Raw genomic sequence first — 13,804 nt, forward strand, 5'->3', positions numbered from 1 at the left:
TGATTTAAAGAGGATAATTAACCTGATCATAACGTAAATAATGCATTACGACAAATCAGGTTATAAAACTAAACTTAATTAAACCATCGACTTGGTAACATCGATTTTAGCACATTGTCTTTAACCCAAAAATGATGGTAGATAGCGCCAAAGATATGCAGGCATAATAAAGCAATTAATAAATAAGCCGTTACAATATGAACGGAGTGGAAAAAACCATGCACATGGTTAGGTAGATTGATTGATGGGATTTGAATCAAGCCTAAAAAATTCATACTGCGCCCACTCATTAAATATCCAGATAACGGTAATATTAATAATAATAGGTACATAATGCCTTGAACCGACTTTGACAATATACGCTGGAACTTTTCCTCTTTAGGTAATACTTTAGGTAAGCCTTGTTTGATTATGACAATAATTCGCCATAAAGTTAGAAAAAAAATAATAACGCCAATTGATTTATGCAGTGTAAATAAATTACCCATTCCACCTAAATAATATGCTAAATGCTCTTTTAATAAGGGCAATAAAATAACTAGAAAAACCAAAATTGCAGTTAACCAGTGGATCCATTTTTGTTTAGTTGAATATTGAGGGTAATTTTTCATTGTCTTTGACCTTATGTTACGACTTGTTATTGTTCCAATTTTTTGCGATAAAATTTGCACGCCCCGATAACTGATAATAGCGATTATAGTGTTCGGGTTGTTTTTGATAGAACTGTTGATGATATTGCTCGGCAGGATAAAATTCGACTGCTTTTTCGATGGCTACCTCAATTGGCTGAGCAAATTTACCACTTTGCTGTAATAAATCTTTCGAGGCAATCGCTTGCTGCTGCTGCGCATGATTATGATAAAAAATAGCGGGTCGATAGCTATCACCGCGATCGGCGAATTGCCCTTTGCCATCGGTTGGATCAATTTGCTGCCAAAAGATATCTAATAGCTGATTATAACTGATTTTACTTGGCTCAAAAGTGATTTCGACCGCTTCAGTATGACCGGTATTACCCGCACAAACTTGCTCGTAGGTGGGATTTTTGACCTGGCCCCCCGTATAACCTGATATAACGCTAAGCACGCCATCATAGCTATCAAATGGTTTTATCATGCACCAAAAACAGCCTCCGGCAAATGTTGCTTTTTCAGTTTGATTCATTTTGCCATATCCATCAATATTAATTAGTGATTATACTTATTTTGTTTATATACTATCAGCTATTTTAATTGCAATAAAATCATTTCGTTAGCTATTGAAAATTATTAAATTATCCCTATATAGTTTAAAGCATGACACTTAAAGGGGGCTTACTATGGCAAGTGGTTGGGCATCTGATGATGCAGTTAATGAACAAATTGAGAGTTCAATTTTAGATGCAATTAATAATGTTAGGCGTCAACTAAATCAAAATACACCAAGTGCAGATTTTTGTCAGGAATGTGGTGATGCGATTTCGGACGCAAGAAAAAAAGCAATGCCCGGTGTTTTGCATTGTATTCAATGCCAAAATGAATTAGATAAACAACAAAAAACGCTTACGCTTTATAATCGACGTGGCAGTAAAGATAGCCAACTGCGTTAAAATCGTAATTATAGTGTAAACCTCTTCATTGATAGCATAAATAGGAGTATATTACGCGCCAATCACTTTGATTTATATTATTTAATTATATCAACTAACAAATTATGCTTCTTCGTCATTTAACTTTTAAGCCATTTCTTACTCGCCCTGTTCTTTATTACGGTTTATGTTTAGCTTTTTCATCTTGGTTTGCTTTTTTTATTGCCGTGATGGTTGATATGCCAAACCCATATTGGGCAGCAATGCCCGCTTGGGTTATTTTTCAGCCCACACGCGGGCTATTATTCGAACGGGCGATTTACCGTTTTTTAGGTACTTTTGTTGGTGCGGCAATTGGTTTTTGTATTTTACTCATCCCATTTCCGCCCATTCTTCAATTGATTTTCTTTACCCTAATTATTGGCGTTACAACAACTTGTACGCATATATTTAGAGGCACGATTGCCTACGGTTTTTTTACCGCAGGCCTAACTGCTGCCATTGTGGTTATTCCATCGATAATGTCACCACATGATGCGATCCATTTAGCCGTTTCACGCGTAGTATGTACTTTTATTGGCTGCATCGTTGTGACGATTCTTTTAGCATTATTTACGCCGCAGTTTCCAATTCGCTCTTTTTATCAAAAAATTCATTTATTAACCAGTGATGTGATTTTTTATTCAAACCAAGTGATAACATCAAATAATAAAGAAGAGTGCCAAGATATTGAACAAACAATATTAGCAAATATTAATGATATTAATGATAATTCGGCAGTTGCAGCGGCCGGCTCTATTAATAAAAATCGTAAATTACGTTATATTGATGCAATTATTGCCGCATCTTTAGATGTGATGGCAGCAAGCCGAGCAATATTAGCCCGCAATCAGCGTGGTAATGTATTACCGAGTGAATTTAGTGATGACTTGTTGCAACTGTCAAAACAAATTAGTAAGCAACAACCCTTTAATATTGAAGATAGTGACTTTTTTATTAAATGGCAAATTGATGACTTAGGTCTAAAACCTGAGATTAAAAGATTACTTTATACGGTGCAGCAGTTACTAGCGGCGGAAGATGCATTACTCAACAATATAGAACAAAATAAAAGCTTTATTGCTAAAAACTATTCATCTACCCTTTTGTTACCTCATCGTGATTGGCATATGGCTATCAATATTGCATTAATTACCTGCTTTATTGTTTTCATAGTTAGTTTATCTTGCTATTTAAGTCAGCTAAATCTGTCGGAACAAGTTGCATCTGGCATTAGTATTTTTGCAATTGTTTTTGGCTCTTTTCCATTACCACAAAATAATGCGCCCAAGTTATTTATTGGTGTTTCAAGCGGCGTTATTGTGGCGATGATTTATCGCTTTGTTGTTCAGCCCTACATTCCCGATCCGTTTTGGCTACTAACAACCTTAATTCCTTTTTTAATAATCGCGGGAATTTGCCGAGCTCATCCAAAAACAGCTATCCCGGCAATTGATGCCAATATGGCATTTTTGTTTGCAGGTCACATTGGTATGCCTGCTGCTAATACATTTTCAGTATTAAGTACCGATATTATTTATGTTTTATGCGCAGGCATTATTTGTGGTATGTTTATTTTGCTACCACGAAAACCTGATGTACAAGCGCTTCATGCGATTTTATCAATTCAGCGCGATCTTGACCGAATTATTGCCGCCCAAGATGCGGTTAATAAAAATTGGTATGAGCAATCAACTCGGCAACTGTTACGTTTAATGCTTCATTTAAGCCGCGCAGGGAAATTAGGTGATACTGCGCCAAATGGCCTGTTATCAACGCTAAATGTCGGTTATGCTATCACCATGCTACACGCTAAACTTGAACAGCCAAAACTTGATCTTGATTGCTTTATTCAAATTAAAACTATTTTGTATGTTTTATCGTTAAAACCAAAGGGGAATTTAGCGATAATTCAATCACTTAACAACCAAATTCAACACATAGATAATATCGATATTTGCCGTATAACTGAAATGTTAATCGACTCACTTAATGAGAGTCTGCCATTTTTTGCGTATATTAGTGAGCTTAAGAAAAAATCAAAATAATCTTTTTGATCACTTTAAGCATTAAATTTATAGATAAGTAATAAAACGGCCATTTAAGGCCGTTTCGTTTCGTGGTTTAATCCAATTTTGGATGTTGATCAATCAGATTTTGACGTTGCTTTTGTAGATCATCAATTTGTTGTTCAATATCGTCAACTTTTTGCTCGATATTATCAAAATGTTCAGATAAGATTTCTTTGGCTTCTGAGCGATCAGATGCCGCAGGCGTTGCGCCACGAAGGGGTTTATTGGCGGTCTCTTTCATTTTTAAGCCCGTTACAATACCAATAACAGCAACCACCATTAAGTAAAATGCAGGCATATATAAATTACCGCTTTCTTCAACTAACCAAGCGACGGCAGTTGGCGTTATCCCCGCAATTAGAACTGAAATATTAAATGATATTGCAAGTGCACTATAACGCACGTTAGTTGGGAAAATAGCGGGTAATATTGATGCCATTACACCAATAAAGCAGTTTAATATCACAGCAAGAATTAATAAACCGATAAAAATTAGTGCAATGATATCGCTAGTAATCATTAAAAATGCAGGATAAGCAAAAATAAAGAGACAAATACTTCCACCAACAATAAATGGTTTACGGCCTATTTTATCACTTAACAGCCCAATTACTGGCTGCACAAATAACATCCCAACCATAATGGCAATAATGATTAATACACCATGATCAGTACTATAATGAAGGTTGTGTGATAAGTAACTTGGCATGTAAGTTAGTAGCATGTAATAAGTTACATTGGTTACAATAACTAACCCAACACAAATCGATAAGCTTTTCCAATATTTATTAAAAATTTCTTTAAGTGAGACACTGGATTGTTGTTCGGCACTATTTTCTGGCTGATTTTTCGCCAAATTATCGACGTGTTGCTGAAATGCAGGCGTCTCTTCTAATGCATGACGTAAGTATAAACCAATAAATCCAAGAGGTAATGCCAAGAAAAACGGAATACGCCATCCCCAATTATGAAATATCTCATCCCCTAATAGGCTAGAAAGTAGTACAACTAAGCCCGCACCTAACAAGAAACCGGCAATAGAACCAAAATCTAACCAGCTGCCCATAAAACCCCGCTTGCGATCGGGCGAATATTCAGCAACAAAAATAGCTGCGCCTGAGTACTCCCCACCAACTGAAAAGCCCTGAGCGAGTTTTGCAAGTAATAATAGAATTGGCGCCCAAATACCAATTGTTGCATAGGAAGGAATTAAACCAATACAAAATGTACTTAATGCCATAATCACTATCGTTATAGAAAGTACTTTTTGCCGACCAAATTTATCACCTAACATGCCAAAAACTAAGCCACCTAAAGGCCTTATTAGAAAGGGAACCGAAAAGGTAGCCAATGCAGCAACCATTTGTACACTTGGTGATACGCTAGGGAAGAATACTTGGCCTAAAACATAAGCGAGAAAGCCATATACCCCAAAATCAAACCACTCCATCGCGTTACCCAAAGCCGCTGCTGTGATCGCCTTTTTGAGCTTACTATCATCGATAATAGTAATATCATTAATATTGAGTGGCCTATTGCGAGTTTTTTTACTTTTTTTCATGATGTATAACCTTTATAAATACTGTTAAAAACGTCATTTAATAAAATATTCATTAAATGTTTAAGTATAAAAATGAACTGTTATATTTCATATCAATAATAGATAAAACAACAAAACAAGATGAGTAAAAATCTAATCACAATTAAAGAAGAGAATAATAAAAAAGCTAAATTTGATGTTATGTAATAAATGATAGTTGTATTATTTAATAAATACAAAACAATTTCCTTTTGTTGAAAATGTCGAGCAAGTATAGCAAAAATACCACTTGGTGTAAAATTCAAGCGCAATGATTTAATTGAATATTTGTTTTAAGTTTCGTTATTTTTTTGTTGTAAACTTTGATTATAATGAAAAGTTCTCGAACAAAAAATCAGCAAACAAGTAAGATTGATACAGGGTGTAATGCCCTATCTATGATAACTAAAAAAAATTATTGATAGTAAATAACAATTATTTTATCCTGATAACTCGCACTCGTTTAGCGTATATATTTTTGTATAATGGAAGGTATTATTTAAATAGGAAATATTATGAAACCCACTATGTCTAATTTGAAAACCCGTAAAGTTATCATCTTGGCAGCAATATGTATCGCTTTAACCTTTTTTTTACCTATATCAACATTGGTTTTTAAGTTGAATATAAGTGAATTCAATGCCAACCAAACTTTAATTTATCGCATTGAGGACTATGTTAAAGCGACACTTATTTTCATTATCGCTATTTTGGCACTATTTTATCTTTATAAAAATCATAGAAGCCATATCAATACTTTTCTAAAAAAACATTTTCTAATTATCAAAGGCTTTGGCATTTTGTATGTTGCAATCTTAGCCATTGTTCCTGTGCTAAAAAGTTCACTGATGGCTTACGGTAGCCTAACACCTTATCACCATATTCTTATATATTTAATCGTTGTGATTGTATTTTTTTGTGTTTTTATTTCTAGTTTTGATGAAAATATTATGGATAAACAATTTCGTTTTTCAGAAATTTTTGTCTGCTTTTTTCTCTGTATGATGGGACTAGTACTATTTTTTTGCTTAATGCAAAGCCCCTCTTAACCACCCTATAAAGTAACTGGCTATCAATAGAGACGCGAAATTTGATCGATAAATTGCTGTAACTGCTTATTGTTGGTTGGTTTACAAATAGAGACAATATTTAACATTGCACCTTTATCCCATAGTTCGGTATCAAACCGAGTTATCTCCTTATAAGCCATATCAAATAAATGAATAGGTAAAATACTCCAGCCTTTTTTATTATTTAATAATTGCTTTAATAACTCAATATTGGTTACGTGTTGCAATTTATCTGAAATTTTTAACATTTGTATTAATTGATAAGATAATTCAGCAAAAGGCACCAGTTGATTGGTCGATGCAAGTTCAAGCATCGAAATTCGTTCAGACTTTTCAGTAAAAAAATGCTGGTTAGCATAAATACCCAGTTCAATTGTACCAATTGCGCACCACGTAAACTCAGTATTTATAATACGATTAAGCGCCGGATAGATGCCGATATCGGCTTTATCTTCAAGTAGCATTTTCTCTGCATGTAATCGGTCAATATTCAATAAATTTAATTCAATTTGCTGATCAGTAAAATGACAAAGAAGCCTTTCAATAAAAGAGTGTGGAATAAAACAATCATAGCAAATCGTTAATGTTTGTTTCAATTGCTTTGGTAATTGCATCGCAAATTGGTCAAAAATACTAACTTGCTGTAAAAATAAACAAGCTTGAGTGTAGAGCTGCTTACCTTCTAATGTTAACTGTAAAGGCTTTTTAGCTCGGATAAATAAATCATAACCTAAATTAATTTCAAGCAAGCTAATTAATTCACTAATCGTCGTGCGATTTTTATTTAATTTACTTGCGGCTTTCGATAAGTTATTTGAGGCACAAACAGCAACAAAAGCTTCTATTTGCGCTAAGGTAAAATGAATCGATGACATAACATATCTAACTAGATGACGGTTTTCCCTACATTAACTGATTTGGGGGAAAATACAATCATGATTAAGATATTTCTACAAATAATTGCAATAATTTATTTGTAAAAATGATTCACCTAATATCTAATGTTATTGCACTTTGATACAGTGCAAAACATGGTAGTAATTATCTTTAAAAGCAAAACAAATGTGGAGTTTTGAAATGAAATTAAAAACCTGTTTAACAATATTATGCTTAACAATGACTTGGCAAGCAAATGCCCTTACCAGTAAATGTAATATCGATAATTTAACCTGTCCATCTGTTATTGACCAAAAGTTACCGGCTGCAAAAGACATGTTAACTTGGAGTCAGCAAGATCGTGTTATCGGTTTTAGAAATACCTATAGAGCCTATTCTGGTGATGTTTTTAAAGCAACTAATCCGCAGCCTATTACGCAAGATCTAAAAGATTTATCAAAGATTACCTATAAATATGATAATCATTTCTATACATTAAGTGAGTACATTAAACGTAATGATGTAACAGGAATGATGGTGATTAAAGACGGTAAAATAGTTTTTCAATATTATGGTAATGGCAATGATGACACAACGCTGTGGACATCTCGCTCAGTGGGTAAATCCGTTGTGTCAACGCTAGTTGGGGTTGCATTAAAAGAAGGTAAAATCGCGTCTTTAGATGATTTAATTATTAAGTATAATCCGGATGTTAAAGGCACGGTTTGGGAAAAAGTGACCATTAAACAACTATTACAACACACATCAGGGGTTGAGTGGGGAGAAGATTATACCGATCCTAATTCTGATTTTGCCAAATTGACACTATGTGAAGCGGGTAATGATGTTTATAACTGCGTAAATAAATTGGTGAAATCCCCTACTCGCGGGGCCTATGCAAAGCCTGGGGATGAATGGGCGTATTCATCTGGCGGCGCGTGGTTACTTGGTGATACACTTGAAAAAGCAACAGGAGTGCCGATTGCCACTTACTTGCAAGATAAAATCTGGCAGCCAAATGGTATGGTTAGGGATGGTGTATGGCAAAGTTATATAACTGGCAAGCACGACGTTGGAGCCCATGGTTTTAATGCGACACTTGAGGATTGGGGTAAATTTGGTCTGTTTATTGCAAATGATGGTGTATTGCCTGATGGCACCAAAATTCTACCCGATAATTGGGTTAAAGATGCAAGAACTTGGAACCATGCCAAGAACTCTATAACAAATAGTCATCCTGATGGTTCGTATGGTTATGAGTGGTGGAATAATAGCCTGCCAGCTAATGTTAAAGGCAATGGCATTAATAAATTAAAAAGTAGTGATACACAGTGGGCATTAGGTATTTTTGGTCAAATAATTATGGTAAATCAAGCTGAAAATTTGGTTATTGTTCAATGGTCAGCGTGGCCTATAGCTGAGCCTTCTTTTAATGCGCAGCCATTAGAAGCGTCATTAATGTTTAATGCGATCGCCAATAAACTTTAATTAAATCTTGTTGTTATGTTAGGTGTTGCGATAATTACCACAATATCTAACATAATATAAAGCAATTATTATATTAAGCTAAGCATAACTGATGGTTAATGTTACCGTTGAATTTGCGGTGCCAGGTTTTACTGGTTTAGCTATTTGCCGATAAAATGCTCTTAACTGAACGGAATTGGAACCATTAACGGTGTTAGTAATTAATTCTCGAGTTTCGCCATAAACGACCGATTTCCATTTCTGCTGATAATAGTGCATCTCGATAATAATGCCACTTGCTGATTGCTCCGTTTTATCTAAACCAATATAAAATATGTCTCCCGTGGCATATTGATTACCGTCCATTCGAACATTAATTTTCTGCCCTGCTGGGCAATCAAAATCAAGGGTAAAAGGGAGCATAGTCGATGTCCATTTAGGCGCGGCAGTGCTCGTACTGGTGTCGGTATCTGAAATAGTCCAAAACCCTAAGTTAAGGGTTTTATCTGCATTTTTAACATTGCACGTTGCAGCGCCAATACTACCCGTAACATTAAACTCAAGTACATCACTTGCATAACTTGCCGAACTAAATATCAGCGCGCTAAGGAATGTTAAAATTAATCTTTTCATTTTAAACCTTATCCCCCCTTTAATCATAGGTAAACGTAAAATCAACAATCGCATTTGCCTCTCCAGAGGAAAACGCCGTGCTGGTTTTGATATATTTAAATTCGATCGGTAAATTAATCGTGCTATCTGAACTTAATGCCGATGGCGTCAAATTCAATTGCGTGGCTAATTTCTGTGCCGTCGATTGATTATTGAGAAAAACTTGCACACCAAATCCCTGAGCCGTTCTTGCACCTGACGGGTCTGTTAACGTAATAATATCACTATTATTGCTACTGTTATTCTTATCTGAAATCGTCAGCTTCGGCCAGCTCCCTGCCTGACACGCCATCGACAATGACTTCGTCGCTGAGCCAAAGTTGCGATTAACACCCAAACTGCGCACATCTGCCATAAGGTGCTGACCTAAATCAATATTAATTACCGATGAGACCTCTGGCCCAAAATAGCATGTCGGCGAATCTATCACCACTTGACCGCTTAAATAACTTCCCCCATGGCTGTCATTGCTTGCATCATCAGATTGGCACCAAACATCCGTCATGGTTTCTGCTTGCCCGAGCTCATAAGTACCGGGAATAAGTGGATCACCGGGGATAGTCACCAGTCCCCAGTACTTATCGCCCAAATCAACTTGCGCCGAGCTAACGCCTGTGGTTGCAATGGTTTTATATTCAGGCCCAATAACTTGCGCAAGGCTACTATTTGCCCCACCATCAAATGTGGCGCCAAGGCGCGCAACCACCCCAACACCCGATATATTGGTGCGCTGGATTTGATAGGTATACCCGCCGCTACTAAATGTGCCAGCAATACTCGGGCTACGCCATTTTGATGACACCGAGGTAAACCCGTTCTCCGCTGAACTTAACGAGCAAGCCTGACCACCTGATGGGGTGACTGATGCAAGTAAGGTCGGTGTCGGCGCATAAAACGCCGTCACTTGGGTTGTGATTGACGACGGATTAGAATCATATCCCACACCTGCGGCCGGCATCGGCACTGAAAAAACAGCCAAGAGGCTTAGTAATAACCGGTTCATTCGTTGCTTACGCTTTATCATAAATATTCCGTCCGTTATTGAGTGCACTGCGCGGTGATAAACTTAATTGAGTCTTCCCCTGCATTGTCGGGAAGCTGATAATTAACATGGCACACTTGTTCGGCCTTGTTACCCCATTTCGCAATTAATGAGCCGCTTTCTGGCATGCCACTTAAATACACTTCACCATTATCACCCACGATCCCATTGCTCTCGCCATCATTTAACGTAACGCTACTACCAAAAGGTAACGCTTTACCATTTAAGCTTAAGGTCATTAGCACCCGGTAACCAATGCGAGTATTCATTTTTGCTAGCACCACCGCTCCCCTTGTTGGAATAACCGTGACGCTATTATTGGTTATGTCCACATTTTCAGCCAATTCACTGGCATTTAATGTGATTTTGTTTTCGGCATAAGGCGTCAGATACGGCTTTATCGCATATCCCCAGTAATTGGTTTTTACCCCTTGGGTATTTTGTAAAGAGACGTCACTCGCCCCTGATGCCGCCACTAAAGCTATCGTATCACCTACCGTTTGTGACAATGTCACACCGTAAGGATGGGCGATCACCGCACCTTGCAGCCCATAATTAAAGCGTTGGCTATTTTGGGTGTACGCATACCCCATATTGGCATAACCATTGCTGCCTTGATAACCAATAGCGGCATTTCCCCCGGTGTAATGATTTTGCTGCACATAACTTTGTTGCACCGAGTAGGTTAAGTTATTATCCAAGGCATTGCCGCTAATGCCAGCTTGCGCCGTTGTCTTACCTTGACCTGCGTAACTCACACTTGAGGTTAAATAGTTGCGCGTTGAAAACCATTCGCCCAGCGGAATATTGATCCGGAAAGTCACTTGATGCGACGTGTTATTGTTTTTCGTTGAGTCGGTGTAACCATAAGATAAACCATAGGAAATACCATTTGAAACCAAGTTATAACCTGCCGTCACATTGCGATCTTTACCCGACGTGTGCCAGTAATCTTGTTGATAAGCATTCACATAGAAGCTGCCATAATTTGCGAGCGATTGGCTTAAGTTTATCTGATAACGTGAACGTCTATTTGCGTTACTACGGGCGTTAATATCGGTATTTTCATTCGCCTCCGAAAAATCATAAAACCCGGTCGACGAGTAACGATACGCATCTAAACTGATCGTCGAGTGCGTTTCTTGTAAGGTTTTTGAGTATTGAAGCCGATAGGCTTGCCCCGTTTGTTTATCTTGCTCAAAATCAAATTGGGTTGACGCGTATTTACCATCAAGTGAAATTGCCCCAAAATCACCTAAATTAAAGCCGACCCCCAGTGCGTAAGATTGATAATCACTTGATAATAACGTGCCGCCATAGACGGTGGTGTTCCAAGGTAAGCCGTATATTACCGTTCCTTCCATAAAATTAGGCGTTTTACCATTATCCGATTCTGTGCGGTACTTACCGGCCGTTGCCGAGTATTTAATGCTGCCTTCTCGCTGCATAATAGCAAGTGATGCAAAGGGCACCACAAACGATTGCGAACTGCCATTCTCCTCTTCAACCGTTACATCCAAATTGCCGCTATAAGACGTTGGGTACAAATCATTAAACGCAAATGGACCAGGAGAGACATACGTTTGATAAATGATAGCGCCATTTTGGCGGATCGTGACTTTTGCATTACCTTGTGCAAAGCCGCGCACAACCGGCGCAAATCCGCGTAAACTATACGGTAACATCCCCTCATCTGAGCTTAACTTAACCCCTTTAAATTGGAAACCGGTAAAAATATCGCCATTGGTGGTCACTTCCCCTAGCGAAAGTTGCGAGTTAAGCGGCTGAATATCTCGCTCTAAATAGGTATTAATGCTATTCCATTTACTGCGGTTATCGTTATGCTCGTAAGTCGAGTAGTTACGTAAGCGCCATGCACCAAGGTTAATGCCGCTACGTAAACTTAAAAATTGGTTATCTTGATAATCACTATTTTTATACCATGTTCTTGCACCCGTCACATCATAATTTAAAATAAAAGCAGGCATACCCTGATCAAATAAAGCTGGGTTGATATTGCCTCTGACATCGGCATTTAATGCAATTTGGGGAATACTGATTTTGAGAAGTTGCTGTGAAAAAATAAATTGGCTACTGGCAAACTCGATATAGTGATTAATACCCTCAAGTTTAGCGTCACTGCTTAACTCTTTTAAGCTGGGGATCACATTCGTTTTTACGCCCCACTCGGTTAACATCTGTTTGGTTAACACCGGCTCTAACTGTCCCTCATCGTTACGCACAAAATCAAGTTTTGTTACCCCAACGGCATTATCATTGACGATAACATTGACATTATATTCGCCCGGTAGCTGAGCGCCCGGCGTTGAAAACTGCGCTAAATTCTGTAGATCAGCAAGATCTATTCCATCAATATTGCTTAAGGCATTGGGATTAAAGTAATCTTTAGCATAAACTCGAGGCGAGTTAAACTCTATCACCGATATCGTTATCAGTAGTGTCATATAAGAGGCTAATTTATTAAGACTGTATTTATCCTGAAACACCATTCTCTCGCTTTTGAAATTATTGCTAAAAAGGCTGATTTATACCTAAAGATATAAAAAAGCCGATAAATTGGGTTAACTCAATCACGCTTAGCAACTGAGTTTAATTCGATTAATTGAGTTGTTGCGACTCGGCGGCAGTTACCCCACCAAAATCATTAATCACTTGCCACTTAACATGGTTATTGGTTGCTGCTGGCTTAATTTTCCATTTAGTCTCGCTAAATGGCGCAACAATACCGGGATTATCAATATTTTTATTATTAAACATAATGCTTGATAAGTTGATGTAATAAGCGGTCGAGTTTGTTGCAATCAATTGTTGCGTCGCTGCGTCAATGTTAAAGGCGAGCTTTTTATAGGCCGTACTTGCCTCAGGCCCCATCAAGCTACTTGGCCGATAAATAAGCTTAATTTGGGTATTCAGTGCGATCAGTAATGCGTCGGTGGCATCAGGGTTTGACGGCGGGATCGCTTTTACATTTAACCAAAATAAGGACTCTTTATCTTTGGGTAGATGATTTTTCGCTAAAACAACCCTTAACGCATTAGATGAAAGGCCATCTAACCGAAAAAGAGGCGGCGTAACAATAAATTCAGGGGATTTTTTGCCCTCTACACTGACCCAAGATTGAATCAAATAGGATGTTTTATCAGGATTTGAGACCGTAATAACCGCCTCATTTTTATTACCATTAAAAATGAGGCGTGTACCGCTAAGCATAATACCCGCATATGAGTTCAACGATAAAAACGCACAACACAATATCAAAAACGAAACAATACCTTTAATATTCATATAAAACACTCCTACCGTGTTAATCATCTTTAAGCGAAAGCACCATGCTAGCTTTCATGAATTGTTAATTTAGTAATTAATTATATGTAACATTTATTGTGCTGAGCATTGGTA

Annotated in this window: 12 protein-coding genes; 4 read left to right on the top strand and 8 right to left on the bottom strand. The window is 37.4% G+C overall.

Annotated features, from left to right (window positions below; all coding sequences use genetic code 11):
• Positions 1-74: 74 nt before the first annotated feature.
• Positions 75-611 carry a cytochrome b gene (locus RHO14_08085; protein WVD70313.1) on the bottom strand — a complete coding sequence of 179 codons (537 nt, stop codon included), beginning with the start codon at positions 609-611 and terminating at the stop codon, positions 75-77.
• 16 nt (positions 612-627) lie between these two features.
• A complete protein-coding gene (gene msrA / locus RHO14_08090) occupies positions 628-1,164 on the bottom strand; it encodes a peptide-methionine (S)-S-oxide reductase MsrA (GenBank protein WVD70314.1) in 537 nt (178 codons plus the stop codon).
• A gap of 154 nt (positions 1,165-1,318) precedes the next feature.
• Here msrA and RHO14_08095 point away from each other — a divergent pair, with 154 nt between their 5' ends.
• Both RHO14_08095 and RHO14_08100 read left to right on the top strand, forming a co-directional pair.
• Positions 1,319-1,588 carry a DksA/TraR family C4-type zinc finger protein gene (locus RHO14_08095; protein WVD70315.1) on the top strand — a complete coding sequence of 90 codons (270 nt, stop codon included), beginning with the start codon at positions 1,319-1,321 and terminating at the stop codon, positions 1,586-1,588.
• Between the two features lie 104 nt (positions 1,589-1,692).
• On the top strand, positions 1,693-3,654 hold the full coding sequence (locus RHO14_08100) for an FUSC family protein (GenBank protein ID WVD70316.1): 1,962 nt from the start codon (positions 1,693-1,695) through the stop codon (positions 3,652-3,654).
• A 76-nt stretch (positions 3,655-3,730) separates the two neighbouring features.
• Here the strand turns inward: RHO14_08100 and proP are convergent, their stop codons facing one another.
• The gene (gene proP, locus RHO14_08105; GenBank protein WVD70317.1) at positions 3,731-5,239 is read right to left on the bottom strand and encodes a glycine betaine/L-proline transporter ProP; all 1,509 of its coding nucleotides are present in this window, start codon (positions 5,237-5,239) and stop codon (positions 3,731-3,733) included.
• A gap of 533 nt (positions 5,240-5,772) precedes the next feature.
• On the opposite strand from proP, the gene RHO14_08110 reads away from it, so the two are divergent.
• Complete coding sequence (locus RHO14_08110) at positions 5,773-6,306, top strand: hypothetical protein (protein WVD70318.1); 534 nt, start codon at positions 5,773-5,775, stop codon at positions 6,304-6,306.
• Positions 6,307-6,329: 23 nt separating this feature from the next.
• On the opposite strand, the gene RHO14_08115 is transcribed toward RHO14_08110, so the two are convergent.
• A complete protein-coding gene (locus RHO14_08115; GenBank protein WVD70319.1) occupies positions 6,330-7,202 on the bottom strand; it encodes a LysR family transcriptional regulator in 873 nt (290 codons plus the stop codon).
• Positions 7,203-7,404: 202 nt separating this feature from the next.
• Between RHO14_08115 and RHO14_08120 the strand changes: the two genes are divergently transcribed.
• Entirely contained in the window at positions 7,405-8,691 is a 1,287-nt protein-coding gene (locus tag RHO14_08120) for a serine hydrolase (protein WVD70320.1), read from the top strand.
• A gap of 78 nt (positions 8,692-8,769) precedes the next feature.
• Here RHO14_08120 and RHO14_08125 read toward each other — a convergent pair whose 3' ends face one another.
• From RHO14_08125 to RHO14_08140, 4 genes are all read right to left on the bottom strand, one after another.
• Positions 8,770-9,303 (bottom strand): hypothetical protein, encoded by a 534-nt coding sequence (locus tag RHO14_08125; protein WVD70321.1) that lies wholly within the window; start codon positions 9,301-9,303, stop codon positions 8,770-8,772.
• Positions 9,304-9,322: 19 nt separating this feature from the next.
• The gene (locus tag RHO14_08130; GenBank protein ID WVD70322.1) at positions 9,323-10,366 is read right to left on the bottom strand and encodes a fimbrial protein; all 1,044 of its coding nucleotides are present in this window, start codon (positions 10,364-10,366) and stop codon (positions 9,323-9,325) included.
• Positions 10,367-10,380: 14 nt separating this feature from the next.
• Entirely contained in the window at positions 10,381-12,894 is a 2,514-nt protein-coding gene (locus RHO14_08135; protein ID WVD70323.1) for a fimbria/pilus outer membrane usher protein, read from the bottom strand.
• A 109-nt stretch (positions 12,895-13,003) separates the two neighbouring features.
• A complete protein-coding gene (locus RHO14_08140; GenBank protein ID WVD70324.1) occupies positions 13,004-13,690 on the bottom strand; it encodes a molecular chaperone in 687 nt (228 codons plus the stop codon).
• Between the last annotated feature and the right edge of the window lie 114 nt (positions 13,691-13,804).

Source organism: Orbaceae bacterium lpD04 (assembly GCA_036251935.1).
Lineage (GTDB): Bacteria > Pseudomonadota > Gammaproteobacteria > Enterobacterales > Orbaceae > Orbus > Orbus wheelerorum.

Excerpts from the sequence above, each read along its gene's own strand:
- RHO14_08085 (WVD70313.1), bottom strand. The coding sequence starts at position 611 with ATGAAAAATTACCCTCAATATTCAACTAAACAAAAATGGATCCACTGG.
- msrA (WVD70314.1), bottom strand. The coding sequence starts at position 1,164 with ATGAATCAAACTGAAAAAGCAACATTTGCCGGAGGCTGTTTTTGGTGC.
- RHO14_08095 (WVD70315.1), top strand. The coding sequence starts at position 1,319 with ATGGCAAGTGGTTGGGCATCTGATGATGCAGTTAATGAACAAATTGAG.
- RHO14_08100 (WVD70316.1), top strand. The coding sequence starts at position 1,693 with ATGCTTCTTCGTCATTTAACTTTTAAGCCATTTCTTACTCGCCCTGTT.
- proP (WVD70317.1), bottom strand. The coding sequence starts at position 5,239 with ATGAAAAAAAGTAAAAAAACTCGCAATAGGCCACTCAATATTAATGAT.
- RHO14_08110 (WVD70318.1), top strand. The coding sequence starts at position 5,773 with ATGAAACCCACTATGTCTAATTTGAAAACCCGTAAAGTTATCATCTTG.
- RHO14_08115 (WVD70319.1), bottom strand. The coding sequence starts at position 7,202 with ATGTCATCGATTCATTTTACCTTAGCGCAAATAGAAGCTTTTGTTGCT.
- RHO14_08120 (WVD70320.1), top strand. The coding sequence starts at position 7,405 with ATGAAATTAAAAACCTGTTTAACAATATTATGCTTAACAATGACTTGG.
- RHO14_08125 (WVD70321.1), bottom strand. The coding sequence starts at position 9,303 with ATGAAAAGATTAATTTTAACATTCCTTAGCGCGCTGATATTTAGTTCG.
- RHO14_08130 (WVD70322.1), bottom strand. The coding sequence starts at position 10,366 with ATGATAAAGCGTAAGCAACGAATGAACCGGTTATTACTAAGCCTCTTG.
- RHO14_08135 (WVD70323.1), bottom strand. The coding sequence starts at position 12,894 with ATGGTGTTTCAGGATAAATACAGTCTTAATAAATTAGCCTCTTATATG.
- RHO14_08140 (WVD70324.1), bottom strand. The coding sequence starts at position 13,690 with ATGAATATTAAAGGTATTGTTTCGTTTTTGATATTGTGTTGTGCGTTT.